At 70.6% G+C, this 26,954-nt stretch carries 20 protein-coding genes and 1 pseudogene; 10 read left to right on the forward strand and 11 right to left on the reverse strand.

From position 1 onward, the window contains the following. Positions 1-21: 21 nt before the first annotated feature. The gene (locus tag AC068B_RS09540) at positions 22-1,578 is read right to left on the reverse strand and encodes an MFS transporter (protein WP_478670177.1); all 1,557 of its coding nucleotides are present in this window, start codon (positions 1,576-1,578) and stop codon (positions 22-24) included. Positions 1,579-1,680: 102 nt separating this feature from the next. On the opposite strand from AC068B_RS09540, the pseudogene AC068B_RS09545 reads away from it, so the two are divergent. From AC068B_RS09545 to AC068B_RS09565, 5 genes and pseudogenes are all read left to right on the forward strand, one after another. Continuing rightward, a pseudogene (locus AC068B_RS09545) lies at positions 1,681-2,112 on the forward strand (winged helix-turn-helix transcriptional regulator); the annotation flags it as partial. A gap of 160 nt (positions 2,113-2,272) precedes the next feature. Next, positions 2,273-2,725 (forward strand): VOC family protein, encoded by a 453-nt coding sequence (locus AC068B_RS09550; RefSeq protein ID WP_478670179.1) that lies wholly within the window; start codon positions 2,273-2,275, stop codon positions 2,723-2,725. A 102-nt stretch (positions 2,726-2,827) separates the two neighbouring features. Beyond that, on the forward strand, positions 2,828-4,348 hold the full coding sequence (locus AC068B_RS09555) for a hypothetical protein (protein ID WP_478670180.1): 1,521 nt from the start codon (positions 2,828-2,830) through the stop codon (positions 4,346-4,348). A gap of 322 nt (positions 4,349-4,670) precedes the next feature. Continuing rightward, entirely contained in the window at positions 4,671-5,615 is a 945-nt protein-coding gene (locus AC068B_RS09560) for a M28 family metallopeptidase (protein ID WP_478670182.1), read from the forward strand. A 231-nt stretch (positions 5,616-5,846) separates the two neighbouring features. After that, positions 5,847-6,440, forward strand: a complete 594-nt coding sequence (locus tag AC068B_RS09565; protein WP_478670184.1) for a flavodoxin family protein — start codon at positions 5,847-5,849, stop codon at positions 6,438-6,440. A gap of 23 nt (positions 6,441-6,463) precedes the next feature. Here AC068B_RS09565 and AC068B_RS09570 read toward each other — a convergent pair whose 3' ends face one another. The 4 genes from AC068B_RS09570 to AC068B_RS09585 form a co-directional block, all read right to left on the reverse strand. Then, complete coding sequence (locus tag AC068B_RS09570; protein WP_478670185.1) at positions 6,464-7,387, reverse strand: ABC transporter permease; 924 nt, start codon at positions 7,385-7,387, stop codon at positions 6,464-6,466. Further along, a complete protein-coding gene (locus AC068B_RS09575; protein ID WP_478670187.1) occupies positions 7,374-8,366 on the reverse strand; it encodes an ABC transporter ATP-binding protein in 993 nt (330 codons plus the stop codon). Before AC068B_RS09575 ends, AC068B_RS09570 begins: the two co-directional genes overlap by 14 nt. Positions 8,367-8,488: 122 nt before the next feature. Then, positions 8,489-9,769 carry a LolA family protein gene (locus AC068B_RS09580; RefSeq protein WP_478670188.1) on the reverse strand — a complete coding sequence of 427 codons (1,281 nt, stop codon included), beginning with the start codon at positions 9,767-9,769 and terminating at the stop codon, positions 8,489-8,491. 245 nt (positions 9,770-10,014) lie between these two features. Beyond that, complete coding sequence (locus tag AC068B_RS09585) at positions 10,015-11,025, reverse strand: polyprenyl synthetase family protein (protein WP_356251837.1); 1,011 nt, start codon at positions 11,023-11,025, stop codon at positions 10,015-10,017. A gap of 317 nt (positions 11,026-11,342) precedes the next feature. Between AC068B_RS09585 and AC068B_RS09590 the strand changes: the two genes are divergently transcribed. Continuing rightward, positions 11,343-12,857, forward strand: a complete 1,515-nt coding sequence (locus tag AC068B_RS09590; protein ID WP_478670190.1) for a peptide MFS transporter — start codon at positions 11,343-11,345, stop codon at positions 12,855-12,857. A 28-nt stretch (positions 12,858-12,885) separates the two neighbouring features. Next, positions 12,886-14,877, forward strand: a complete 1,992-nt coding sequence (locus AC068B_RS09595) for a CocE/NonD family hydrolase (protein ID WP_478670192.1) — start codon at positions 12,886-12,888, stop codon at positions 14,875-14,877. 13 nt (positions 14,878-14,890) lie between these two features. Here the strand turns inward: AC068B_RS09595 and AC068B_RS09600 are convergent, their stop codons facing one another. The 3 genes from AC068B_RS09600 to AC068B_RS09610 form a co-directional block, all read right to left on the reverse strand. After that, positions 14,891-15,712: an HAD family hydrolase gene (locus AC068B_RS09600; RefSeq protein WP_478670193.1), complete on the reverse strand. Its 822-nt coding sequence runs from the start codon at positions 15,710-15,712 to the stop codon at positions 14,891-14,893. 220 nt (positions 15,713-15,932) lie between these two features. Then, positions 15,933-17,147 carry an FAD-dependent oxidoreductase gene (locus tag AC068B_RS09605; RefSeq protein WP_478670195.1) on the reverse strand — a complete coding sequence of 405 codons (1,215 nt, stop codon included), beginning with the start codon at positions 17,145-17,147 and terminating at the stop codon, positions 15,933-15,935. A 19-nt stretch (positions 17,148-17,166) separates the two neighbouring features. Then, positions 17,167-18,447, reverse strand: a complete 1,281-nt coding sequence (locus AC068B_RS09610) for a carboxylate--amine ligase (RefSeq protein ID WP_478670197.1) — start codon at positions 18,445-18,447, stop codon at positions 17,167-17,169. A gap of 188 nt (positions 18,448-18,635) precedes the next feature. Between AC068B_RS09610 and fahA the strand changes: the two genes are divergently transcribed. From fahA to AC068B_RS09625, 3 genes are all read left to right on the forward strand, one after another. After that, positions 18,636-19,925, forward strand: coding sequence for a fumarylacetoacetase (fahA, locus tag AC068B_RS09615; RefSeq protein WP_478670199.1), 1,290 nt, complete (start codon positions 18,636-18,638; stop codon positions 19,923-19,925). Positions 19,926-20,073: 148 nt separating this feature from the next. Next, the gene (locus tag AC068B_RS09620) at positions 20,074-20,880 is read left to right on the forward strand and encodes a hypothetical protein (RefSeq protein WP_478670201.1); all 807 of its coding nucleotides are present in this window, start codon (positions 20,074-20,076) and stop codon (positions 20,878-20,880) included. Further along, positions 20,877-21,269, forward strand: coding sequence for a GntR family transcriptional regulator (locus AC068B_RS09625; protein ID WP_478670203.1), 393 nt, complete (start codon positions 20,877-20,879; stop codon positions 21,267-21,269). Before AC068B_RS09620 ends, AC068B_RS09625 begins: the two co-directional genes overlap by 4 nt. A 275-nt stretch (positions 21,270-21,544) precedes the next feature. On the opposite strand, the gene recQ is transcribed toward AC068B_RS09625, so the two are convergent. The 3 genes from recQ to AC068B_RS09640 form a co-directional block, all read right to left on the reverse strand. Beyond that, on the reverse strand, positions 21,545-23,566 hold the full coding sequence (gene recQ / locus AC068B_RS09630) for a DNA helicase RecQ (RefSeq protein ID WP_478670318.1): 2,022 nt from the start codon (positions 23,564-23,566) through the stop codon (positions 21,545-21,547). A gap of 165 nt (positions 23,567-23,731) precedes the next feature. Continuing rightward, positions 23,732-25,381 (reverse strand): NADH-quinone oxidoreductase subunit NuoN, encoded by a 1,650-nt coding sequence (gene nuoN / locus AC068B_RS09635; protein ID WP_478670204.1) that lies wholly within the window; start codon positions 25,379-25,381, stop codon positions 23,732-23,734. Next, positions 25,378-26,949, reverse strand: coding sequence for an NADH-quinone oxidoreductase subunit M (locus AC068B_RS09640; RefSeq protein ID WP_478670205.1), 1,572 nt, complete (start codon positions 26,947-26,949; stop codon positions 25,378-25,380). The genes nuoN and AC068B_RS09640 overlap by 4 nt, the downstream gene beginning before the upstream one ends. Positions 26,950-26,954 lie beyond the last annotated feature (5 nt).

The following is a 26,954-nucleotide window of genomic DNA, read 5'->3' on the forward strand; positions in this document are numbered from 1 at the left end:
GGGGTGCGGGGCAGAAGGGTCCTAGCTCGCCTCGCACACAGGTAGAGCGGCCTGCCGGGGCTCGGGGAGCGGGGCGCTGGCCCTTCCCTTTGCCGTCCGTACGCCGACCGCCGCGACGGTCGCACCCAGCGCCGCCATCACCAACGGCACCATCAACGCCACGCGGTACGCGGACAGATCCGCGCCGCCACCGCCCCCTCCGCCCATTCCTCCCGAGACCAGGCCGTGGACGGCCGTCACCGCGGATATCCCGATCGCGGCACCGAACTGCGTGGCCGTCTGCAGCAGCCCGCTCGCCAGGCCCTGCTCCTTCTCCGGCACACCGTCCGTCGCCGCGATCATCTGCGGGCCGAGCGTGAGCGCGAAGCCGAGGCCCGCGAGGAGCAGCGTCGGGAACATCGCCAGGTAGGGCCAGTCCGCGCCGACCGGCAGGAAGACGCCGTACCCCACGGTGGCCAGCAGGAAGCCGCCGAAGATCACGCGCTCGTTGCCGAACCTCCGGACCAGGCGCGGCGTGAGCGTCGGCGACAGGAACACGTCGCAGCCCAGCACGATCATCGCGACGGCGGTCTGCCACGACGACCAGCCGCGCAGCTCCTGGAGGTAGAGCGTCAGGACGAACTGGAAGCCCATGAAGGCCCCCAGGTACAGCAGCGCTCCCGTCCCGGCCCGCGCCACGGACCCCGTGCGGAAGATCCCGAGGCGCACCAGCGGATCGTCCGTACGCCGCTCCACCCGCACGAAGACGGCGACCAGCACCAGCCCCGCGACCGCCGCGCCGACCGTCAACGGCCAGCCGGAGAAGCCGTGTTCCAGCCGCACGATACCGAAGGCCAGCAACAGCATGGCCCCGGCCGCCGAGACGGCACCGGGCAGGTCGAACCGCCGCGGGACGCGTGGGGTGTGCGGGGTGTGCGGGTCTCGGGGGGCGTGCGGGGCAGCCACCCCGGCCTCGCCCGTCTCGCCCGCCCTGTCCGTCGCGCCCGCCCCGCCCGTCTCGCCCGCCCTGTCCACCTCGTCCGCCCGCTTCGGAATGAGCCGGACCCCCACCGCGAGGATCACGCCCGCGAAGAACACCGGCGTGAAGAACACCCACTGCCAGCCGAGTTCGGTGAGCAGCCCGCCCACCACCAGGCCGAGCGAGAAGCCGCCCGCGGACGTCCCGGCGAAGATCAGCAGCGCCCTGTTCCGCTCGGGCCCCTCCTCGTACGAGGTGGTGATGATCGACATCGCGGCCGGAGTCATGAACGCGGCGGCCACCCCGGTCACGAACCGTGCCACGACCAGCATCCAGCCCTCGGTCGCGAAGCCGCCGAGCCCGGAGAAGGCCATGAAGACCACCAGCCAGCCGAGGAACATCCGCCGCCTGCCGAGCAGATCGGCCGCCCGGCCGCCGAGCAGCGTGAACCCGGCGTACCCGAGGACGTACGCACTGATGACCCACGCGGCCGTGCCGGTCGAAAGCCCCAGGTCGGACCTGATGTCCGGGATCGCTATCGCGATCATCGCGATGTCGATGCCTTCGAGGAAGATCGTGCCGCAGAGGACGAGCAGTAACGCCCAGGCGCGTGCACTCATGACGGGACTCCTTACAGGCAGCACAGCAAGCAGGGGCGGTTACGCGGATGAGGGTCGGTTCCCTCTTGTAACCAATGGCATCCTGCGCCAGCATCGGGAGTCGTGGAAGAAGGCACTTCAAAGTCACCGAGTAACCTCCCGGGCACCGTGGACTACGGCGAAGCGGATCCCTTTCAGTGGGACACCCGCGAGGACTGCCAGGTGCGGCAGATCCTCGACCGGGTGGCCGACAAATGGTCGTTGCTGGTCATCGCCCTCCTGGACCGTCGTCGTCTGCGCTTCACGGAACTGCGGCGCGAGATCGACGGCATCAGCCAGCGGATGCTGACGGTCACGCTCCGACAGCTGGAGCGCGACGGCCTCGTGAAGCGCACCGTGCACCCCGTCGTGCCGCCCCGGGTCGAGTACGAACTCACCCCGCTCGGCGGCACCTTGCACCACACGATCCAGGCCCTGGTCTCCTGGACGGAGGACCACCAGAACGAGATCGCCGCGGCCCGGGCCGACTACGACGCGCGGGCCACCGAGGAGGAGGCCGCGTCCCGCTCGCGGTCCGAGCCATTCCAGAGTGCCGCTCGCACCGCCCCCGCACGATCCGGGACCGCCCCGACCTGACCCTCAATCGGCCCCTAGGTGACAGAGGTTCGCCGAAGTGGCGCGCGTCGGCATCGCGTAACCGCTATAGCTGGTTACCATGACCACCCTGCACTGGAAACTCGTCATCGACGCCACCGACCCGCACGCCCAAGCAGCGTTCTGGGCCGAGACCTTGGGCTATCAGGTCGAGGACAACAGCGCACTGATCGAGCGCCTCCTCGGCCTCGGCACCGCCCCCGAGGCCGCGACCCTCGAGTTCGACGGCCGCCGGGCCTGGCGGGATCTGATCGCCGTCCGGCACCCCGACGACCCGTACGACGAGGCCAGCGGCACCGGCCTGGGCCGCCGGATCCTCTTCCAGCGCGTACCCGAGGCCAAGAGCGGCAAGAACCGGCTGCACCTCGACGTGCACACCGGGCCGGGGCGCCGGGACGATGAGGTGACCCGCCTCGAAACGCTGGGCGCCGCCGTGGCGCGGCACGTCAAGGAGCCGGGAGGCGAGTGGGTGATCATGAAGGACCCGGAGGGGAACGAGTTCTGCGTCCACTGACCGCCCAGGGCAGTTGCCCGCGAGGGTAGGCACACCGGGCGCACCGGGCACGTCAGCCATGTCGGGCACGTCGGGCACGTCGGATCAGGGAGGCCTGTCCGCATGGCATCGCAGTCGCGCGCCCACCACCTCCTCCTGGCTGTCTGCGCCGCCTTCGCCCTGTTGTCCCTCGTCCTCGTCCCGCTCACCCTGCCGCTCGGCTGGGACGAGACCGTCTACACAAGCCGCTTCGCACCGTACGCCCCCGCCACGCCGTTCAGCGCGCCCCGGACGCGGGGCGTCCCGTTCCTCATCGTGCCCGTGGCCGCCTGGAGCGACTCCGTCGTGCTGCTCAGGGTGTGGCTCACGCTGCTCTCGACCACCGCCCTCTACCTGGGGTTCCGCCCCTGGCTGCGCTCACTGGGGCGGCCCGCGGCGGCCGCGGTCGCCGCCGCGCTCTACGGCGGCCTGTGGTTCGTGCTGTTCTACGCGAGCGCTGCGATGCCCAACCACTACACCGCCATGGGTGCTGTCGGAGCGGTCGGCCTCTTCCTCCGGGCGCGCCAGTCCCCCGCCACTTGTGCCGGGATCTTCACCGGCCTCGCCGTGGCCACCCTGATGCGGCCCAACGACGGTTTCGCCTTGGGCGCCCCCCTTCTGGCCGCCGCCCTGCTGGTCCCCGCCTGGCGGGGGTGGAGCCGCGCCCTGACCGTGCTCGGCGGGCTCGCGGCGGGCGCGTTGCCGTGGGTCGTCGAGGCGTACGTACGGTTCGGCGGGCCCCGCGAGCGGCTGACGGAGGCCAGTGAAGTGCAGGGGACCCTGCGCCCCCTGCTCTCCTTCGTCCACCACCTCACCGTCATGGACGGGCCGCTGCTCTGCCGCCCCTGCGACAGCGACCACATCTGCCCGCTCGCGGCGGAGTGGTGGCTGGTGCTGCCCTTCCTGGTGGCGGTGGGGGTGTGGTGGAGCGCGCGGGGCGGCTCCGGGGCGCGCCGAGAGCGCCACGAGCCGCGGCAGTCCAGCACCACGGGCCGCCGAGCCACGGGCCTTTCAGCCGCCGCCACAGCCCTCCGAGCCGCGGACCTCCGTGGGTGTCTGCTCGCCGTGGTCGCCGCCCTGTGCGTCGCCCTCCCCTACCTCCTCCTCGTCCCCTACGCCGCTCCGCGCTTCCTCGCCCCCACCCACGCCCTGCTCGCCCCGGCCGCCGCCCTCGGCGTGCTCGCCCTCGGCGACAGCGCCCTCGCGTCCCGTCGGCCGTACGTCGCCACCGCCACCCTGGGGCTCGCCCTCCTCGGACATCTCGCCGTTCAACTCCCCCTCACCCAGAGCAACGCCACGATCCAGGCGGGCGCCCGGGGCGACTGGGCGCGCGTCGCCGAAGTCCTGCATGAGCACGGCGTCGGAGCCGGAGCCGGAGCCGGAGCCGGGGACAGGGACGACCCTTCCTGCGTCCTGCGCGGCAACACCTCGGTGATCCCCGTCGCGTACGCCACCGGCTGCGCACCCGGCGGCCCCGGCGACCCGCGCCGCTCCACCGCCCTGGTCCTGCGCGATGCGGAACCCCCGGACTGGGCCCGCACCTGGCCCCGCCACCAGGTGCCCGGCACCTACGCACCGGGGTGGGTCGTCCACGTACGCCCGTGAATGCGAGCACCGAACGAGCTCCACGCGCGCGTGCAACCGCGACAGACGCGGCGTGTCCCCGCGCGCGTACGCACGCTATCCGGAACCCGCTGCCCGTTTTGCGGTCTTGACGTCACCTCAGTCCCGCCCGCACCATCAGGCAACTCCGAACTCGCGCGCGACTCGTCGACGGTCACACGCAACGGGCCCTACGCCCCGAGCACCCCACAACTCGCCGTCGGCAAAACGGACTTCACAACCCCACAGACCAGAGACCGCAATCCGCAAAGCGCCACACCGCGTACGAGTTCGCATGTCACCCACGGAAACCGGAGCCCCCCACATGAAACTCTCCGTTCCCGGACGTTCCGCCGCGGCCGCAGTCATAGCCGTCGCCGGACTCCTGACGACCAGCGCGATATCCAACGCGACACCCGCCCCGAAGGCGGCCGCCGCTCCCGACATCTCCGTCGAGAACGTCAAGGCCCACCTCGCCGACCTGCAGTCCGTCGCCGACGCGAACGGCGGCAACCGGGCGCACGGCAGCGCCGGGTACAAAGCCTCGATCGACCAACTGAAGAAGAAGCTCGACGACGCCGGATTCACCACCTCCGTCCAGGAGTTCAATGCGGGCGGCGAGACCGGCTACAACCTGGTCGCCGACTGGCCCGGCGGCGACGAGGGGAAGGTCGTCATGGCGGGCGCCCACCTCGACAGCGTCTCCGACGGACCCGGCATCAACGACAACGGATCGGGCTCCGCCGCCATCCTGGAGACCGCGCTCACCGTGGCACGCGAGAAGTACAAGCCCACCAAGCACCTGCGGTTCGCCTGGTGGGGCGCCGAAGAGATCGGCATGGTCGGCTCCTCGCACTACGTCGACAGTCTGGCCGGCGCCGACCGTTCGAAGATCAGCTCCTACCTGAACTTCGACATGCTCAGCTCCCCGAACGCGGGCTACTTCGTCTACGACGACGACCCCACGATCGAGAAGACCTTCAAGGACTACTACGCGGGCAAGAACGTCGCCACGGAGCCGGACGACGAGGGCGACGGACGCTCCGACCACGCGCCGTTCCAGCAGGCGGGCGTGCCGGTCGGCGGCGTGTTCAGCGGTGCCGAGACCACCAAGTCGGCCGAGCAGGCGGAGAAGTGGGGCGGGACGGCAGGCGAGGCGTTCGACAAGTGCTACCACTCGTCCTGCGACGGCGTGTCGAACATCGACGGGACCGCGCTCGACCGCAACAGTGACGCGGTCGCGTACGCGGTGTGGGGACTCTCCTCGTAGAGCAGGCCTCTCCGTAGAGCAGGCCTCTCGCAGAACAGGCCCCCCGTAGAGCAGGCCTCTCGTAGAACAGGCCCCTCCGCAGGGCAGGCCTTTCACAGAACAGGCCCTGCGGCGCGCCCTGAGGGCACCCTCCCTGACCCTGGACGGCATTGCTTGCACGTGCATATAGTGCACGTGCAAGCAATCGCCGCGCGCAAGCAACGCCGTGCGCAAGCAACCCAGGGGGATCCCATGACCCGCAAGTTCCTCTTCGTCCTCGGCAGCGCCCGCCCCGAGGGCAACACGGAGATCCTGGCCCGCAAGGCGGCCGAGCAGCTCCCCTCGGACGTGGAGCAGCGCTGGCTGAACCTGGCGGAGCTGCCGCTGCCCGACTTCGAGGACCGGCGCCACGACGGCACCCGCCCCCGGGCCCGCCCCCGCCCCACCGGCGACAACGAAGCGACGCTCCTGGACGCCACCCTGGAGGCCACGGACATCGTCATCGTGTCGCCCCTGTACTGGTACTCGCTGTCGGCCACCGTCAAGCGCTACCTCGACTACTGGGACGCGTGGCTGGAGACTCCGGAGATCGCCTTCAAGGACACCCTCAAGGACCGCACCCTGTGGGGCGTGACGGCGCTCGCGCACCGCGAGGAGGAGGTGGCGGAGCCGCTCATCGGCACGCTGCGCAGCACGGCCGCCTTCTTCCCCATGCACTTCGGCGGCGTCCTGCTCGGCAACGGCACCCGGCCCGGCCACGTCCTGGAGGACGACGAGGCCCTGGCGCGCGCCAAGACCTTCTTCGCGCAGGAGCCGCCGCTGGCCCGCTACCCGTACGACAACTGACAGCGGCGCCCCGGACGGGCCCCCTACGCCATGACGTCCTTCGCCCCGAACCGCGCCCACGCCGCCGAGCCGAACACGGCCGCGTACAGCCCCTGCATCTGCAGGTTCTTGATGATGTCGTCCCAGTAGACGGGCTCGCGCATCAGGTCGGCGAAGGACAGCCAGTAGTGCGAGAAGAAGTACGGGTGGAGGCCGTGCAGCTGCGGGATCTGGTCCAGGATCTGGACCGTGATCAGCAGTCCGACGGTCGTCGCCATCGCCGCGATGCCGCTGCTCGTGAGCGTGGAGACGAAGAGGCCGAGCGCCGCCACACCGATCAGTGACACGGCGACGACGAGCGCGATCAGCAGGGCCCGCAACAGCCCTTCGCCGAAGCCCATACGGGTGCCGGAGATCGTGGTGACCTCGCCGAGCGGGAAGAGCAACGCGCCGGTCGCGAGCGCCGACACGGCCACGACCAGGGTCGCGACCAGGCAGAACGTCAATGTGGTCGCGTACTTCGCGAGGAGCAGCCTGGTCCGTCCCGCGGGCGCGACCAGGAGGTACCGCAGCGTTCCAGCGTTGGCCTCGCCCGCTACCGCGTCCCCCGCGATGACGCCGATCGCCATCGGGAGGAAGAACGGCAGGGTCGCGGCGAGCGCCGTGAAGACCAGGAACAGGCCGTTGTTGGTGATCTGCGCGATGAAGGCGGGCCCGCCCTCGTCGCCGCCCCCGCCGATCGTGGAGCCGTCGCTGGTCTCGATCTTGACGGCGATGCCGACGAGGATCGGCACGGCGGCCAGCACACCGAGCAGCGCGAGGGTCCGCCAGCGGCGGAAGGTGATCCCGAGCTCGCTGCGGAAGAGGCCGAGCGTCCAGAGCCGACGGACCTCCCGCGGGCCGCCCGCCGGTTCCGGCCCGGAGCCGTCCATGACCTCAGCGGCCTCAACGGCCTCAGCCCGCGACATCGAAACCCTCTCCCGTCAGTGCCACGAACGCATCCTCCAGAGAGGCCCGTTCGAGTCCGAATCCGCGGACGCGGACGCCCGCTCCGACCAGCGCGGCGTTCAGCTCGGCCAGCTCCACTTCCCGGCCGCTCTCGTCCTGGGCCGGTGGTTCACCCGTCACGCGGTCCTCCGTCACGGCCAGGTCGGTCACGCCGTGCTCCTTCAGGACGCGCGCGGCGTCGCCCGTGTCCGGTGTCGTCACGACGAGCCTGCCCCGCGCGCCCGCCGCGAGTTCGGCGACCGGTCCCTGGGTGATCAGGCGCCCCTGGGTCATCACGGCCGCGTGCGTGCAGACCTGCTCGATCTCGTCGAGAAGGTGCGAGGAGAGGAAGACGGTCGTGCCCTCCGCCGCCAACTCCCGCACCAGGGTGCGGATCTCGCGCATCCCCTGCGGGTCGAGGCCGTTCGTCGGCTCGTCGAGGACGAGGAGCCTGCGCGGCTGGAGCAGCGCGGCGGCGAGCCCGAGCCGCTGCTTCATGCCGAGGGAGTATGCCTTCGCCTTCTTGCCCGCGGCCGCGGTGAGCCCGACCCGGTCCAGCGCCGCCTCGGCCCGCGCGCGCCGGGTCCGCGGGTCGGCGGTGGGGTCGGCGGAGTCGTAGCGCAGGAGGTTGTCGCGGCCCGAGAGGAAGCCGTAGAGGGCGGGGCCCTCGATCAGCGCGCCCACGTGCGGGAGCACGCTGCGCGTGGCACGCGGCATGGCGCGGCCGAGGACCTGGGCGCGTCCGGAGGTCGGCTCGATGAGGCCCATCAGCATGCGGATCGTCGTCGTCTTACCCGAGCCGTTCGGCCCGAGGAAGCCGAAGACGCTGCCCTCCGGGACGGTGAGGTCGAGCCCGTCGACGGCGAGGTGCTTTCCGTAGCGCTTGGTGAGCCCATGCGTCTCGATGACGTGCTTCACCGCGTCCGCTTCCCCCACCGGAATGCCGTTGGTGCCCGGCACGTAGCCCTCCCTCGTCCGCTGTTCCGTCTCGTCGGAGGACCGACGAGACGGATGGAAGGTGCCGACCGGCACCTTCCATCCGCCGTTGCCCGGGGGCGTGCGCACCTCAGGTACGCCTCCCGCTAGTGGGCGTCGTTCGCCGCCTTCACCAGCGCGTCCTTCGTGACCGCGCCCACGTAGACCTTGCCGTCGTCGGTGACGAGGGCGTTGATCAGGCGGGTCGAGAAGACCGTGCCGGAGCCGAACTTGCCGTCGACCTGGTCGCCCAGCGAGTCGATCAGCTTCTGCGCGTCCGGCGGGACGTCGCCCGAACCGGCCGTCGGCAGGCCCTGGCCACCCGGCAGCTTCAGCTCGGCGATGGTGCTCCAGCCCTCGCCGATGGTCTTCGGTTCATTGAGGTCGCCCTTGCCGAACTCCTCGGCGCCCTTGCCCCCCTTGTCCTTGAAGCCGCGGCCTTCCTTGCCGTGCTCGTCGGCCTCGGTGACCTTCGTGCCCTTGGGCGGCGTGAAGTCGAAGGTGGCCGCGGACGGCTTGCCGAAGTCGACCTTCGTGAAGCCCGCGTCGACGACGGCCGCGCCTCCGGAGGCCGGGGTCATGGTGAACTTCAGCGGCGTACCGGTCTTCTCGTCCACCGCGACCGTGATCTGGCCGATCGTCGAACCGGACTGCTTCGGCTTGATCACCAGGCGGTACGCGTCGCGGCCCGCGACCTGCGCGGTGCCGTCGACCTTCACGGACGTGGTGCTGTCGACGGCCTTGAGGGCCTGCTCGGCGAACTCCTTGGGGGTGGAGGGCAGCTCACCGTCGAGCCCCTTCGGTACGCCCTTCTCGCCCTTGTCGGCGCCCTTTTCGTGCTTCTCCGAAGAGGCGCCTTCGTCCTTGGCGTGGTAGGCCTCGTTCGACGCGCTGTCGTACGCCCAGACGTCGTCACCGTTGTGGATCATGCTGTACTCGGCGGCGTCCTCCAGGACGGACACCTTCTGCTTGTCGGGGCCGTCGGCCGCGACGCGCAGCGTGTGCGTGCCGGACGCCAGCTCCATCAGCTTGCTCTTGGGGTCGGCCGCCGAGCCCTTCTGCCCGCCGTCCTCGCCCCGGTCCGCGCCGCCACCGCCACCGAAGCCGCCCGCCATGCCGCCGACCGACGGCAGGCCCAGGTCAGTGCTGATCTTGACGTTGCCGGACAGCTGCTGCGTGTCCGAAGCGGCGATCTTCTCGATGAGCTCCTGTGCGGTGACCTTCGGCAGGTCCGGGTCGCCCGACGTGGCGAGCGCCGGGACGAGCCCGATGGTCGCCGCCGCCACCCCCGCCACCGCGATCGGGACCGCATAGCGGGCCGCCTTGCGGCGTCCCGCGCGCAGTTCCCCGGCCTCGCTGGTGTCCTTCTCCGGTTCGTACGGTGCCATTGTCTGCCTTACCTCCGTGGTCGGCGGCGGCCTTACCTGTACGTGCCTTCGTCCACCCTGTGCCGCCATTCTCACCCGAATTGGTCAGGAGTGGTTGTTCTCGCTGGACTCCATCCGACCAAATCGGCCAACGAGAAGCGTCAGACCCCGGGCGCAACTCCACGTACTGCCCTGGGATGACATGAAACGGCGGCGCCTCCCCCATCCCGTAGGGGGTCGACACCGCCGATCGTAAGGAAGGGCTCTCAGCCCGCCCGGTGCACCACCAGGTCGCAGAGCTCCACCAGGGACGCCTTCGCGTCGCCCTCCGGCAGCGGCCCCAGCGCGGCCCGTGCGCCCTCCGCGTAGCAGACGGTGTCCCTGCGGGCGTCTTCCAGCGCGGGGTGCGCGCGCAGCCGCACAAGGGCTTCAGCGTGCCGCGCGTCGTCCGTGAGGTCCGAGTCGAGCAGCTCGCACAGCGCGATGTCCTCGGCGAGGCCGAGCCGCGCCGCACGCTCGCGCAGGCGCAGCACCGGCAGCGTGGGGATGCCCTCGCGCAGGTCGGTGCCCGGCGTCTTGCCGGACTCGTGCGAGTCGGACGCGATGTCGAGCACGTCGTCGGCGAGCTGGAAGGCGACGCCGAGCCGCTCTCCGTACTGGGTGAGGACGTCGACGACGGTCTCGTCGGCGCCGGACATCATCGCGCCGAACCGGCAGGCGACGGCGACCAGCGAGCCGGTCTTGCCCCTGAGCACGTCGAGGTAGTGGTCGACCGGGTCGCGGCCCTCGGTCGGCCCCGCGGTCTCCAGGATCTGGCCGGTGACCAGGCGCTCGAACGCCTCGGCCTGGATGCGGACGGCCTCCGGGCCGAGGTCGGCCAGGATGTAGGAGGCGCGGGCAAAGAGAAAGTCGCCGGTCAGGACGGCGACGGAGTTCCCCCAGCGCTGGTTGGCGCTCGGTACTCCACGGCGCACGTCCGCCTCGTCCATGACGTCGTCGTGGTACAGCGTCGCCAGGTGCGTCAGCTCGACGACGACCGCGGAGGGCACGACACGCGGCGCGTACGGGTCGCCGAACTGGGCGGCGAGCATCACGAGCAGCGGACGGAAACGCTTGCCCCCGGCACGGACGAGGTGCTGGGCGGCCTCGGTGATGAAGGGCACCTCGCTCTTGGTGGCCTCGAGCAGTCCCTCCTCGACAGCCGCCAATCCGACCTGGACATCGGCTTCGAGAGCCTGGTCCCGCACGCTCAGCCCGAAAGGCCCGACGACGGTCACGAGAGGTTCTCCTGTCTGCTGACGATCACACGGCCAACTCGGTCGATCATTGGATCTCGGTCGATGACACGGGTTTGTCGATGTGTCGCTGCCATCACTCAAGTCAGCGTATCCGGTCGACTTTCGATCACGGCGAGCACCTGCCCGCCCGTCGCACGTCGAAGCCCTGGTCGGCGCGGTGCGGGAGGCCCCTTCCGCACCGCCCGGCACACCAGCCCGCGCGGCGACCGAAGCTCACCGGTATGTTCTTGATCAGCCCATACGACTGACAAGCCCGTCCTGCACCACAAGAACCGTAACGACCGGGAGAAGACTCTTTGTCCCGTACTACGGCCGAGTACGAGCCGCCCGCCGAGCCGCCCGACGACCCCCCGCCGGGTGACGACCACGCCTTCTTCGGGCAGCCGCGCGGCCTGCTCACGCTCTCCGGCCTGGAGGTCTGGGAGCGCTTCTCGTTCCTCGGCATGCAGGCCATCCTCGTCCTCTACTTCGCCGACTCCGTCGCGAACGACGGCATGGGGATGGATGCCGGTACGGCCGCGTCGGTGTCAGCGGCGTACGGCACTCTGGTCTATCTGGTCTCCGTGGCGGGCGGCTGGCTCGCCGACCGCATTCTGGGCTCCTACCGCGCGGTGCTGTGGGGCGGCATCCTCATCGCCTGCGGCCACTACTCGATGGCCGTGCCGACGCCGACGATGACCTGGGTGGGCCTCGGCCTGATCAGCGCGGGCACCGGCCTGCTCAAGCCGAACGTCGCCTCGATGGTCGGCAAGCTCTACCGCACCGAGGACGAGCGCCGCGACGCGGGCTTCGCGCTGTACTACATGGCGATCAACGTGGGTGCCTTCGCGGGCCCGCTGATCACCGGCTGGCTCGGCGACCACAAGGGCTGGCACTGGGGCTTCTCCGCGGCCGCCATCGGCATGACCTTCGGTCTGATCCAGTACGTCGCCGGGCGGCGTCACCTCGCCGGGCGCAAGGCCTCCGCGGAGTTCGCCCTGCCTCGGGAGGCGATGCGCCGCGCGGTGCTCATGATCGTCGTCGGCTGTGCCGTCGTCGCCGCGCTCGCGGGGCTCCTCGCCGCCATCGGCTGGCTGACCATGGACCGCTTCGTCGACCTGCTCACCCTCATCTCGGTGATCGCGCCGGTCGTCTACTTCGCGGTGATGTTCCGCAGCCCGCGCGTCACGGGCGAGGAAAGACGCCGACTGCGTCCCTACGTAGTGCTGTTCCTCGCCTCCGTAGTCTTCAACTTCATCCTCTTCCAGGCGTACTCGACGATGATGCTGCTCGCCGCGTCGAACGCCGAGACGTCGATCCTCGGCTACCACTTCCCCGCCAGTTGGTACGCCTCCGCGCTCGGCGCCTTCGAGGTGGCGCTCGCGCCGGTCGTCGCCGCCGTCTGGGCGCGGATGGGCCCGCGCCAGCCGCACGCGTCCAACAAGATCGCGTTCGGCGTGATCCTGGGCGGGCTGTCGTTCCTCCTGATGATGCTGCCCACCTCCGGGCACGCCGACGACACGTACAAGATGGCGGCCTGGTGGATCGTCGGCTCGTATCTGCTGCTCGGGCTCGGCGACATCCTCCTGGAGACCTCGGGGATGTCGGCGACGACGAAGCTCGCCCCGAAGGCCTTCGCCAGCCAGACCATGGCGCTGTGGTTCCTCTCCCTCGCGCTCGCCAACGGCATCCAGGCGCAGGTCGTGAAGTTGTACGGAGAGGTCTCCAACCCGGCGTACTTCGGCGTGAACGGCGCGATCGCCGTGCTCGCGGGCATCGCCGTGATCGCACTGGCGCCGTGGCTGCGCCGCACCATGCACCCCGTCCACTGAGGACACCCCGTCCACTGAGGTTCCACTCATGCAGATCCGCGACTCCTACCCGTACGAGACCACCCGCGAGGACTTCCGCGTACCCCTCGCCGACGGGACCACGCTCTACGCGCGCGTGTGGCGCCCTGTCACCGACGAGCCCGTCCCCGTGCTCCTGGAGTACCTCCCCTACCGCCTGAGCGACTGGACGGCGCCCCGGGACTGGCAGCGGCACCCCTGGTACGCGGGCCACGGCTACGCCTCCGTGCGGGTCGACGTCCGCGGGCACGGCAACAGTGATGGCCTGCCCACCGACGAGTACTCGGCGCAGGAGCTGGCCGACGGCGTCGAGGTGGTGAACTGGCTGGCCGCGCAGGAGTGGTCGAGCGGCAAGGTCGGCATGTTCGGCATCTCCTGGGGCGGCTTCAACTCCCTCCAGATCGCGGCGCTCGCGCCCGAGCCGCTCAAGGCGATCGTCACGGTCTGTTCGGCGGACGACCGCTACGACAACGACGTGCACTACATGGGCGGTTCCGTCCTCGCGGTGGACATGCACGCGTGGGCGGCGACGATGCTGGCCTTCGTCTCGCGCCCGCCGGACCCGTACTTCGTGGGTGACGCGTGGCGCGAGATGTGGCTGACGCGCCTGGCGGCCGTCGAGCCGTTCATCCACACCTGGCTGGACCACCAGACCCGGGACGACTACTGGCGGCACGGCAGCGTCTGCGAGGACTACTCCGCGATCGGCGCCGCGGTCCTCGCGGTGGGCGGCTGGCACGACCCGTACCGCGACACGGTCCTGCGGCTCGTCGAGCACCTCCCCGACGACCAGGTACGAGGACTCATCGGCCCCTGGTCGCACCAGTACCCGGACCGGGGCCTGCCGCCTGGCCCCTCGATCGGGTTCCTCCAGGAGACCCTGCGCTGGTGGGACCACCACCTCAAGGGCATCGACACCGGAGTGATGGCCGAGCCGAAGCTCCGCTCCTGGATCAGCGACTCCCACCCGCCCGCGACGGTCTACCCGGAGCTGCCCGGCGGCTGGGTCGGCGACCCGTCCTGGCCGTCCCCGAACGTCACCCCCGTCCGGTACGCCCTCCAGGGCACGCCCGTCGTCGTCGACTCCCCCCAGCACACGGGCCTGGACGCGGGCCGCTACTTCCCCTTCGGTAACGACGCGGACCTGCCGCCGGACCAGCGGGACGAGGACGCGAAGTCGGCGTGCTTCGAGTTCGAGGTCCCCGCGGAGGTACGGGTCCTCGGGCGCCCCAGGGTGACCCTGCGGCTGCGGATGGACGTGCCGTACGGCCAGGCCGTCGCCCGCCTCTGCGACATCGCGCCGGACGGCTCGTCCACCCTCGTCACCCGGGGCGTGCTCAACCTGTCCGCGCGGAACGGCAGGGACCGCGTGGACCCCTGGCCCCTCGGTGGCACGGAGGACGTGACCTTCGAGCTCAACGGCATCGGCCACACCTTCCCGCCGGGGCACCGCATCCGCCTCGCGGTGTCCTCCGCCTACTGGCCCTGGATCTGGCCGCAGGCGGACTCGGTGGGCTTCACCCTGGAGCCGGTGGGCAGCTCCCTGGAACTGCCGGTCCGTGAAGGCGATTTGGACCCGTCGATCACCTTCGGACCCGCCGAGCAGTCCGAGCCACTGGGCGTGGTGTATCCGGCGACCCTGGACGAGCAGCGGCCCGAGCGTCTTGTCGTACGCGATGTCGCCAAGGGCGAGTGGCGGCTAGAGGTCGACCCGCGTTACGGCGGCACGCGCGTGTACCCCGACGGGCTGGAGTTCACCGAGGACGCCGTGGAGACGTACACGATCCAGGAGGACGATCCGCTGAGCGCCCGCACCCGCTCGGACTGGACGATCCGCCTGCACCGGCCCGACCTCGGCTGGGACACGCGCGTCGAGACGCGCTCGGAGATCACCTGCGACGCGGCGGACTTCATCACCTCGAACGAGGTGGTGTGCAAGGACGGCGACGAGGTCGTCTTCCACCGGACCTGGGAGCGGCGGATCCGGCGGACGGCGGGCTAGGAAGGGCCGCGGGTCAGGAAGGGCCCTGCGCTCGCAGCAGACGGTCGAGGACGACGGCGATGCCGTCGTCCTCGTTCGAGAGGGTCAACTCATCAGCCACCGCTTTTAGTTCCCCATGGGCGTTGGCCATGGCCACCCCGTGTGCGGCCCACAGGAACATGGGGATGTCATTGGGCATGTCCCCGAAGGCGATCGTGTCGGCGGCCGTCAGGCCGAGCCGCTCAGCGGCCAGCGCGAGCCCGGTCGCCTTGGTCACCCCGCACGGCTGGAGCTCCACCGTGCCGGGCCCCGACATGGTCACCGAGGCGAGCGAGCCCACCGCGTCCCGCGCCACCGCCGCCAGCTCGTCGTCCGCCAGCTTCGGATGGCGCAGCAGCACCTTGCTGATGGGCTCCTCCCACAGCACGTCCCGCGCGGGCACCCGCACCGCGGGGAGCGTGGGGTGCGGCATCTCGTAGCCCGGCTCGATGAGCGTGAGGCCCTCCACGCCGTCCTGGTCCACGGCCGCGTGGACCTGCCCGACCTCCGCCTCGATCTTCCCGAGCGCGGCCTCGGCGAGCTCGCGGTCGAGCGTCACCGACCACTCCATCCGGTTCGCCCCGGCGTCGTACAGCTGAGCGCCCTGGCCACAGACGGCCAGGCCGTCGTAGCCGAGTTCGTCGAGGAGGGGGCGGACCCGGGGGGCCGGGCGGCCTGTCACCACGAGGTGCCGGGCGCCCGCCTCGCCCACGGCGGCCAGCGCCCGCCGCGACCGGTCCGAGACCGTGTCGTCGCCGCGCAGCAGCGTCCCGTCCAGGTCAGTGGCGATGAGTGCATATGCGAGGGGAGCGGACATGATCCAGAGAATACGGATCCTGGGCCCCGCCGGAAGCTGCTTGGCAAGGTGCGCATACGCGTGGGTGAGACCGGACCGCATCGACGCCCCGCCGGTTCACCGGAAAGTGGAGGATTACATTCCGGCATGCCTCGTTCCGACTATGCGGCACCACCTGCGGTACTGCGCCGACCCCTGGCGCACGGCCCGCGCCGAACCCTCACGCACGCCCCCCTGTCCGTCAGCCGCACGCGGCCGCCAAGTGCCGCGCCAGGCGCGGCGAGGCGAACTCCGTGCCGCACACGAACCGCATCACCGGGCCGAACGACGAACCGCCCAGCATCCCGGTGAAGTACAGCCCGGGGACGGACGAGCAGTATCCGGCGCCCAGCTTCGGCGTGCCGCGGCTCGCCGCGAGGCGGGCGCGCAGGCCGTGGCCGAGGAAGTCCATCGCCGCGAGGTCCACCCGGTACCCGGTCGCGGCGATGACGTGGTCGGCGGAGAGCTCCGCCACGCGGCCACCCAGCGTCTCCACCGTCAGGACGGGCTGCCCCTGCGCCACGCGCGTGGCCCTGATCCGGCGCACCTCGTGCGTGCGGACCTTGCCCTCGAAGCGGTCCCGCAGCCACCACGCGCCGAGCGGCCCCAGGACGCGCCGGACCAGGAAGTGCCGTGCCTGGGGCGGCAGATGGCGGTACGGATCGGCGTGGTAGCTGATCGCGTACAGCGACCAGGCGCGGCCGAAGGGCGATTCGGGGCGGAACTTCGGCTGCCGCCACGGCGGTTCACCGAAGGCCACCGCCCCCTTGCCGCGGGCCACCACTCTCACCTGCGCGCCCGCCTCGGCGGCGAGCACGGCCGTCTCCAGGGCGGACTGGCCCGACCCGACGACGATCAGGTCGCGCCCCGCGAAACGGGTCAGGTCGTGGTGGTGGGAACTGTGCGAGACGGGGCCGGTGGCGGAAGGCCCGTCCGGCACCGCCCCTGCGAGCTCGCGCGGCAGCCGCGAGAGGCCCGAGAGACCCGTCGCCACGACGACCGCGCGGGCCGTGAACTGCTCCCCGGAGTCCAGCTTCAGATCGAAGCCTCCTTGACCACCAGCCGGGGCGCGGCGGTCCACCGAGACGACCTTCACGCGCTCCAGCCCGGGGACGAGCCGGTGCTGGAACCACTCTCCGTAGGCCACGAAGGTCTCTACCGGGATGATGTCCTCGTCCGTGACGAGGCGCCGGACACCGGCCGCGTCGCAGTAGTCGGCGAGGGTGTGGCCGCGCTGCGGCGCGTCGATGCTGGAGGCGACGGGCGTGGACTTCAACAGCATCCCTTGGGGCATGTGGGCACGCCAGCTCACCATCGGGTCGCCGAACACCCGCACCGGAATGCCGCGCGCCCGCAGATGGGCGGCGGTGGACAGGCCGTACGGCCCGGCCCCGATGACTGCTACCGGTTGCGTCACGAAGTCCCTCCCCAGGAAGTCACGTTGCGGTGGTGCTGCCGCGGCGCTGGGTGCGCCACAGCTGGTGCAGATGCTTCACCCCGGGCCTGACGCAGCGCGCGAGCATCGTGAAAAACGGCTTCATGTCGTCGGCGGCGAGCCACGCGAGCTCCGTCCCGCTCGCGCGGACGGGCGCGTGCGGCGTCGTGTATCCACTGCGGCGGTATGCGAGGAGGGCGGGCAGGTCGATGTTCTCCACAACATACCGATGGCCGGTGCGCTGGTCGCCCTCGGGGACGGCGCGCCCCGTCAGGTCGAGGTGCAGGGCACGGACGACGTCGATCTCCGACTCGTTCTCGAAGAGCCGGAACTGGGCGCCCATGCGGGGGTTGAAGTCGAGCAGCTTGTACTGACCGTCGCGCCGGTCGAAGCGCAGGTCCAGGTCGATGATGCCGGTGAAGCCGATCTGCTTGATGAAACGCGTGGCGAGATCGGCGAGTTCCGGGTTGTCGACGACGTACGCGTTCGACGTCATCCCCGCATGCGGCGGCCAGGAGCGGACCTTGACCCCTGTGAACAACGCGCGCGGGACGGAGTTCGCGTCGAAGTACGCGTGCACGATCCAGTCCTCGGCCTCTTCCCGGGGCAGATACTCCTGGAGGATCACGCCGGGCCGCTCGCCCCAGTCACGGGCGAGGGCGAGGAGGCCGCCGGGGGTCTCGATACGGGTGGTGCCGTGCACCGCGGGACACTTCCGCCGCGTGAAGGCCTCGCGGTTTTTGGCCACCACGGGGAACCGCGCACTGGCCGCGAACTCCGCGACGTCCGCTGGGCTTTCCGGAAAGGTGGCCGTGGGCGAGGCGATGCCGTGCTCCACGCACAGTCCGTGCAGGCCCTGCTTGCTCGCCAACTGCCGGGGCAATTCCGCTTCCACGCGCGGGAAGAGGAATCCGCCGAATCCCGTGCCGTCTCCGGAGAGCTCGTCCTGATGTTCGGCGATCAGGACGGCAGCCTCCTCATCCGTGGGGATGAGAACGGCCGGTCTGCCTATGCGGCGCCCGACCCGAAGTAACCCCTCCACCAGTCGTTCCGGCTCTTCGGTGCCGGTGGTCGGCCAGGGGAAGGCGCCCGTCAGATGGCGGGAAGCGGCGGCCGGTGTGTAACGGTCCTCCGTTATCGCGTACATGGGAACGCCCAGTCGGCCGAGGCTGCGGATCGCTCCCACACCACCGTGGTGCAACGGGTAGTCGCCGAACTTGACGATCAGTCCCGGGACGTTCCGGTCCGGCGCGAGCGGCGCACTGGCGGCGATCCTGGCCACGGGTTCCCCCCACGTATGCCAAACCGAATGGGACCCCACCCAGCCCGCGTCCCCCAAAGAAAGCTAGGCCGGAATCGGAAAGTCCAGCAAGACTTATCCGGACATTGCTAACTCTTTAGACACTGCCGCAACAGGGGTCTCCACACGTAACGTGTGGCACACCCCTAAGGAAAGCGAGGCAGGTACGCATGTCCGAGCAGACCCCGCTCGACCCGGCCGCCGGTGACTCCACCGACCTTCCCGGAGGCGATCCCTTCGGCCTTCCCGAGGGCGACCCCTTCGGACCCCACAACCTTCCCTACGGCGTGTTCTCCCTGGCCGGGGAGGCGGACGGACGACGCAGGGTGGGGGTGCGGCTCGGCTCGTACGTCCTGGACGCGGGCGCCGCGGCCGCCGCACTCGGCTCCCCGTACGTCTCGCTCCTGGCCCGGCCCACGCTGAACCCGCTACTCGCCGCGGGCCGCAGGGCCTGGTCGGACGTGCGGCGCGCCCTGACCGCATGGGTGACGGTGCCGGCCCACCGGGAGGCCGTACGCCCCCTGCTGCACCCCCTCTCCGAAGTCACCCTCCACCTGCCCTTCGAGGTGGCGGACTACGTCGACTTCTACGCTTCCGAGCACCACGCGACCCACCTGGGCAAGATGTTCCGCCCGGACTCGCCGACGCCACTGACCCCCAACTGGAAGCACCTGCCGATCGGTTACCACGGCCGGTCCGGCACGGTGGTCGTGTCCGGGACGGACGTCGTCCGCCCTTCGGGCCAGCGCAAGGCGCCCACAGACGCGGCCCCGGTCTTCGGCCCGTCCGTCCGGCTCGACATCGAGGCGGAGGTCGGCTTCGTAGTCGGCGCCTCCTCCGAGCACGGGGCCCCCGTCCCGCTGGCGGACTTCCGGGAGCACGTCTTCGGACTGACCCTGCTCAACGACTGGTCCGCACGCGACATCCAGGCCTGGGAGTACGTTCCGCTGGGGCCGTTCCTCGGCAAGTCGTTCGCCACGTCGGTCTCCGCGTGGATCACCCCGCTGGAGGCCCTGGACTCGGCTCGCATCGCGCCCCCGGAGCGCACGCACGAGCTCCTGCCCTACCTGGACGACTCCGCGGAGTCCGTGGCGGACGAGCCCGGCGGCTACGACCTGCGCATGTCGGTCACCCTCAACGGCCAGGTCATCTCGGAGCCGCCGTTCTCCACCGTGTACTGGACGGCCGCGCAGCAGCTGGCGCACATGACGGTCAACGGCGCCTCACTGCGCACCGGCGACCTGTACGGCTCGGGCACGGTCAGCGGTCCCGAGGCCGGTCAGTACGGGTCACTGATCGAGATCACCTGGAACGGCCGCGACCCCCTCGAACTCCCCGACGGCAAGCGGACGTTCCTGGAGGACGGCGACGTGGTCACGCTCTCGGCCTGGGCGCCGGGACCCGACGGCACCAAGGTCGGACTCGGCGAGGTGACGGGCCGGATCGCGTCCGCACGCTGAGCCCGACGCCCTTGTACCGGCAACTTGTACCGACCGCTTGACACAAATCCCCGAGTGAGGTGAACTTGTACTCGGCGCTTGATACAAGCGAGCGCTGAGTACAGGTCCGGGCCCGACCACCCGGCACCACTCACTCGGGGGTTCACACATGCACGACACCGGCACGGGCACGGACACACGCACCCGCACCCGCACTCACATCGCCCCACCACTCCCACCCGTCCCTCCAGAGACAGCCGCGCGCGCCCGCGTCGATCTGTACGCCCGCTGGGCGGGGCTGGCCACCGGTGCCGCCGTGGCCTGGGCCGCGGCCTCCCGTGACGACGGCCTGGGCATCGGGATCCTGTACGCCATCCCGGCATTCGGCCTCTGCGCCGTCGCAGGAGTACTGCTCGGCGACGCCCTCACACCTCCACCACGCGGCGCGGTCCGCAGCGCCGACCTCACACCGCGCAGAGCCCGGGACTACGTGCCGCCCCGGACCACCCGCCTGCTCGCCGCCCAGGCGCTCGCACTGATCACCCTCCTCGTCACGGCGGCCGCCATGGCCGCACCGGACGACCAGGGCCGCGCCGGGCGCACCCTCTCCGCCACCTGCCAGGGCATCACGGAGACGGTCGGCCCCTGGCCCGGACTCTTCTACGGCGCACCGGTCCTGGCCTCGCTCGCCATCGGCACGGCCGCGTGCGCGTGGTCCCTGCGCCGCATCACCCGCCGCCCCTCGGAGGAACAGCCGCGCCGCGACCGGGCGTTGGCGATCACCGCGGCCTGGGGTCTGCTGGTCTCCACTCCCCTGCTGGGAACCACGACGTTCGCCGCCGGTGCCCTGCTCGGCCTCGACTGCATGGGCGCGTCCGGGGCGGGCTGGATCCTGATCCCCGTGGCCCTCTCCGCGGCGTCCACCATGACGTGGTCCCTGACCACGATCGCCTCCCCCCGGGCAGGCCGCCGATGACGGGCCCGGCCAGAGGCGCCGCCGTCCGGGTCGACACGACGAGCCCCGTCCCGCCCTACGAACAGATCCGGGCCCAGCTCTCCGCCCTGATCACCACGGGCCGCCTCCCCGAGGGCGAACGCCTCCCGCCCGTCCGCCAGCTCGCCGCCGACCTGGGCCTGGCGGCAGGCACCGTGGCCCGCGCCTACCGCGAGCTGGAATCGGCCTCCCTGATCCACACCCGCCGGGGCGCCGGGACGAGGGTCGCCCCGCTTCCGGCGGGTACCTCCGATCCTGACCCGGCACAACTTGCCGCGCTGGCCCGGCAGTTCGCCACGGCGGCCCGCGCGCTGGGAGCGGACGAAGCGGAGGCCCTCCGGGCGGTGCGGGAGGCGTGGGGCGCGCCCTGACCCCGCCGAACGCGCCCCTGCCGGGGCAAGACCCCGACACTCGTTCACACGTGCGTGGGCACCTTTGAGGGTTCCTCCCCGATACGCTGAACCACCCGGTGAGACTCCTTCCCCAAGCTCTCAACTTCGTTCGAGCAGGGGAGACCCCATGAGGGAGCACTGATGAGCGTCGGTCCGTGCCTTCCCGATCTCGCTGGACCTCACCGAGATCATGCGTGACGTCGAGGAGGCCTAGAGCGCTCGCCGGGCCGGGGGCGCTGAGGCGGCGAAGCTCCCTATGAGGTCCAGTCCGGCTCCTCATCCCCCCAGTCCGGCTCCACCTCATCGCTCACCAGCCGCTCGGCCCCGCCAGAGGGCCCACTCGACGACGGACCGACCGGAGCCGCCTCGCCGACCGCAGGCGACCCGCCCAGGAACTCCGCGACGACTCCGACCACACCCTCGCCGTACGTCGCCCGCTTCTTCTCGCCCACTCCGCTGATGCCCGACAGGTCCGACACGGACGCGGGTCGCAGAGTCGCGATCTCGCGGAGGGTCGCGTCGTGGAAGATCACATACGCGGGGACGCCCTGCTCCTTCGCCTGGGCGGCGCGCCAGGCACGGAGCGCCTCGAAGAGTGGGACCACTTCCTGGGGCAGCTCGGCGACCGCCGCCGCTGACTTCGCCTTGCGCTCGCCCTTGGACGATCGCGCCACCGGAGCCCGCTTCGGCTCCTTGCGCAGCCGCACCTCGCGCTCCCGGCCCAGGACGGAGCTGCTCGTCTCGGTGAGGACCAGCGTGCCGTACTCCCCCTCGACCGCGATCAGGCCCTGTGCCAGCAACTGCCGGATCACACCACGCCACTCGGCCTCCGCCAGCTCCTCGCCGATTCCGAAGACCGAGAGCTGGTCGTGGTCGAACTGGATGATCTTCGCGGTCTTCTTGCCCAGGAGGATGTCGATGATCTGGCCCGCGCCGAACTTCTGACCGCGCTCGCGCTGCAGGCGCACGACCGTGGAGAGCACCTTCTGCGCCGCCACCGTGCCGTCCCAGGTCTCGGGCGGGGTCAGGCACGTGTCGCAGTTGCCGCAGGACTGCGCGGCCGATTCCTGGCCGAAGTAGGTCAGGAGCTGGGCGCGGCGGCACTGGGCGGTCTCGCAGAGCGCCAGCATCGAGTCCAGATGGGAGGAGGCGCGGCGGCGGAACGCCTCGTCGCCCTCGCCGCCCTGGATCAGCTTGCGCTGCTGCACGACGTCCTGGAGGCCATAGGCCATCCACGCCGTGGAGGGCTGGCCGTCGCGGCCCGCGCGACCCGTCTCCTGGTAGTACCCCTCGACCGACTTGGGCAGGTCGAGGTGGGCGACGAAGCGGACGTCCGGCTTGTCGATGCCCATGCCGAAGGCGATCGTGGCGCAGACGACGAGGCCTTCCTCCCGCAGGAAGCGGGACTGGTTCGTCGCGCGCGTGCCGCCGTCCAGACCCGCGTGGTACGGGACGGCCTCGATGCCGTTCTTGCACAGGAACTCGGCGGTCTTCTCGACCGAATTGCGCGACAGGCAGTAGACGATCCCGGCGTCGCCCGCGTGCTCCTCCTTCAGGAAGGCGAGGAGCTGCTTCTTCGGCTCGGCCTTCGGCACGATGCGGTACTGGATGTTGGGCCGGTCGAAGCTCGCCACGAAGTGCTTGGCGTCGGGCATGCCGAGCCGCTGGGTGATCTCCCGGTGCGTGGCATCGGTGGCCGTGGCGGTCAGGGCGATCCGCGGCACGTCCGGCCAGCGCTCCCCGAGGAGCGAGAGCGCGAGATAGTCGGGCCGGAAGTCGTGGCCCCACTGGGCGACGCAGTGCGCCTCGTCGATGGCGAAGACGGAGATCTTGGCCCGGCCGAGAAGGTCCAGGGTCGCGTCCAGGCGCAGCCGCTCCGGCGCCAGATAGAGCACGTCGAGCTCGCCCGCGAGAAGCTCCGCCTCCATCACGCGCCGCTCGTCGAAGTCCTGCGTGGAGTTGATGAACCCGGCGCGCACGCCGAGCGCCCGCAGCGCGTCCACCTGGTCCTGCATCAGCGCGATGAGCGGGGAGATCACGACGCCGGTGCCCGGCCTGACCAGGGCCGGAATCTGATAGCAGAGGGACTTGCCGCCGCCGGTCGGCATGAGGACGACGGCGTCCCCGCCGCCCACCACGTGCTCGATGATCGGTTCCTGCTCGCCGCGGAAGGCTTCATACCCGAAGACGCGGTGGAGCGTGCGCAGGGCGTCGCTCTCCGTCACCGTGCCGGTTGCCGCGCCCGGCGTCGGTACCGACGCCGTCACCTCGCTCATGCCCTTGGTCCCATCCATCGCCCTGTCCCCCGCCGTACGTCCTGCCTCGACCACTGCCTCCACGATAGGGCTCCTCACCGACACCCCGGACAGTTATCCACAGGCCGCCGCCCGGCACCCCTTCTCGGGATGCCGGGCGGCAACGTGTGTTCGAAATGGAAAGGGCTACCGGACGAAGACCCCAGCCTGGTTCGCAAGATCCAGGAAGTACTGCGGGGCCACGCCCAGGACCAGCGTCACCGCGACGCCCACACCGATCGCCGTCATCGTCAGCGGCGAGGGCACGGCGACCGTGGGGCCGTCCGCCTTCGGCTCGCTGAAGAACATCAGGACGATCACTCGGATGTAGAAGAACGCGGCGATCGCCGACGACAGCACACCGACCACGACCAGCGGTCCCGCGCCGCCCTCCGCCGCGGCCTTGAAGACCGCGAACTTTCCGGTGAACCCGGAGGTCAGCGGAATGCCCGCGAAGGCGAGGAGGAAGACCGCGAAGACCGCGGCCACCAGCGGAGACCTCCGGCCGAGCCCCGCCCACTTGGACAGGTGCGTGGCCTCGCCCCCCGCGTCCCGCACCAGCGTGACGACAGCGAAGGCGCCGATGGTCACGAAGGAGTAGGCAGCCAGGTAGAAGAGGACGGAGGAGATGCCGTCCGGGGTGGTGGCGATGACACCGGCGAGGATGAAACCGGCGTGCGCGATGGACGAGTACGCGAGGAGCCGCTTGATGTCGGTCTGCGTGATCGCGATGATCGCGCCGCCCAGCATCGTGATGACCGCGACGCCCCACATGACCGGCCGCCAGTCCCAGCGCAGACCGGGCAGCACCACGTAGAGGAGCCGGAGGAGCGCACCGAACGCGGCCACCTTCGTCGCCGCCGCCATGAAGCCGGTGACGGGCGTCGGGGCGCCCTGGTACACGTCCGGGGTCCACATGTGGAACGGCACCGCGCCCACCTTGAAGAGCAGCCCCATCACCACCATCGCGACGCCGATGAGGAGCAGCGCGTCGTTGCCCATGGTGTCGGCGAGTGCCGGGTCCACGGTCTTGACGTTGCCCTCGACGACGTCCGCGATCGTCGCGTACGACACGGAACCCGCGTACCCGTAGAGGAGCGCGATGCCGAAGAGCGTGAATGCCGAGGCGAACGCGCCGAGCAGGAAGTACTTGACGGCGGATTCCTGCGACATCAGGCGCTTGCGGCGGGCGAGCGCGCACAGCAGGTACAGCGGCAGGGAGAAGACTTCCAGCGCGATGAAGAGCGTCAGGAGGTCGTTGGCCGCGGGGAAGACGAGCATGCCGCCGATGGCGAAGAGCGCCAGCGGGAACACCTCGGTGGTGGCGAACCCGGCCTTGGTGGCGGCCTGTTCGCCCTCACTGCCCGGTACGGCTCCGGCCTGCGCCACGAACGAGTCGACGCGATTGCCGTGCGCCTCCGGGTCGAGGCGCCGCTCCGCGAAGGTGAAGATCACGAAGATGCCCGTGAGCAGGATCGTGCCCTGCAGGAAGAGCGCGGGGCCGTCGACCGCGATGGCGCCCATCGCGGCGATCTGCGCCTTGGTGGTGCCGAAGCCGCGGGCCGCGAGCCCGACCACCGCGGCGAAGGCGGCGGCCAGGGCGACCACGGAGAGGAACAGTTGGGCGTAGTAACGGGTCTTGCGCGGGACGAAGGCTTCGATGAGCACTCCGATGACGGCCGCGCCGATGACGATCAACATCGGCGAGAGCTGCCCATACTCGATATTGGGCGCGTCGATCTTGTCGATCGGATCGGCCGCAGTTGTCCACAGGCTGTGGACGGCTGATGCGCTCACTTGGCCGCCTCCACATCGGGCTGGGGGTCCTTCTTCTGCACGTCGGACATCGTGTGCTCGACCGCCGGGTTCACCAGATCGGTGAGCGGCTTCGGGTAGATGCCGAGGCCGATCAGGAGGGCGATCAGCGGAGCGACGACGACCAGTTCACGCACCCGCAGGTCGGGCATGGCCGAGACCTCCGCCTTCACGGGGCCGGTCATCGTCCGCTGGTAGAGGACGAGCGTGTACAGCGCGGCGAGCACGATGCCGACGGTCGCGATGATGCCGACCACCGGATAGCGGGCGAACGCGCCGACCAGGACCAGGAATTCGCTCACGAACGGCGCGAGCCCGGGAAGCGACAGCGTGGCCAGACCGCCGATCAGGAAGGTGCCTGCGAGCACCGGTGCGACCTTCTGCACTCCTCCGTAGTCCGCGATGAGCCGCGAGCCGCGGCGCGAGATCAGGAACCCGGCCACCAGCATCAGGGCGGCGGTCGAGATGCCGTGATTGACCATGTAGAGCGTCGCGCCGGACTGGCCCTGCGAGGTCATCGCGAAGATGCCGAGGACGATGAAGCCGAAGTGCGAGATCGACGCGTACGCCACCAGGCGCTTGATGTCGCGCTGGCCGACCGCCAGCAGCGCGCCGTAGATGATGCTGATCAGCGCGAGGACGAGGACGACCGGCGTCGCCCAGTCGCTCGCCTCCGGGAAGAGCCCGAGGCAGAACCGCAGCATCGCGAACGTGCCGACCTTGTCGACGACGGCCGTGATCAGTACGGCGACCGGGGCGGTGGACTCCCCCATCGCGTTCGGCAGCCAGGTGTGCAGCGGCCACAGCGGCGCCTTCACCGCGAAGGCGAAGAAGAAGCCGAGGAAGAGCAGCCGCTCCGTGTTGGTCGCCATGTCGAGCGAGCCGTCCGCGCGCGCGGCGGAGATCTCCTGGAGGGAGAAGTTGCCCGCCACTACGTAGAGCCCGATGACGGCGGCCAGCATGATGAGGCCGCCGACGAGGTTGTAGAGGAGGAACTTGACGGCCGCGTACGAGCGTTGGGCCGAGGCGTTCTCGTCCGAGCCCGCGTGGGCACGGTCTCCGAAGCCGCCGATGAGGAAGTACATCGGGATGAGCATGGCTTCGAAGAAGATGTAGAAGAGGAAGACGTCGGTGGCCTCGAAGGAGATGATCACCATCGCCTCGACGGCCAGGATCAGGGCGAAGAAGCCCTGGGTCGGCCGCCAGCGCGACGACTTGGTCTCCAAGGGATCCGCGTCGTGCCAGCCCGCCAGGATGATGAACGGGATCAGGAGCGCGGTGAGCGCGAGGAGCGCGACGGCGATGCCGTCGACCCCGAGCTCGTACCGCACCCCGAACTCCTTGATCCAGGCGTGCGATTCGGTCAGTTGATAGCGGTCGCCGTCGGGGTCGAACCGCACGAGCACGGTAACCGCGAGGCCGAGCGTGGCGAGCGAGACGAGCAGTGCGAGCCACTTGGCGGCGGTCCGCCGGGCGGCCGGAACGGCTGCCGTGGCGATCGCGCCGACCGCGGGCAGGACCGCCGTCGCTGTCAGCAGGGGAAAGGACATCGGTA

It is taken from the genome of Streptomyces sp. NPDC042371 (assembly GCF_056437465.1).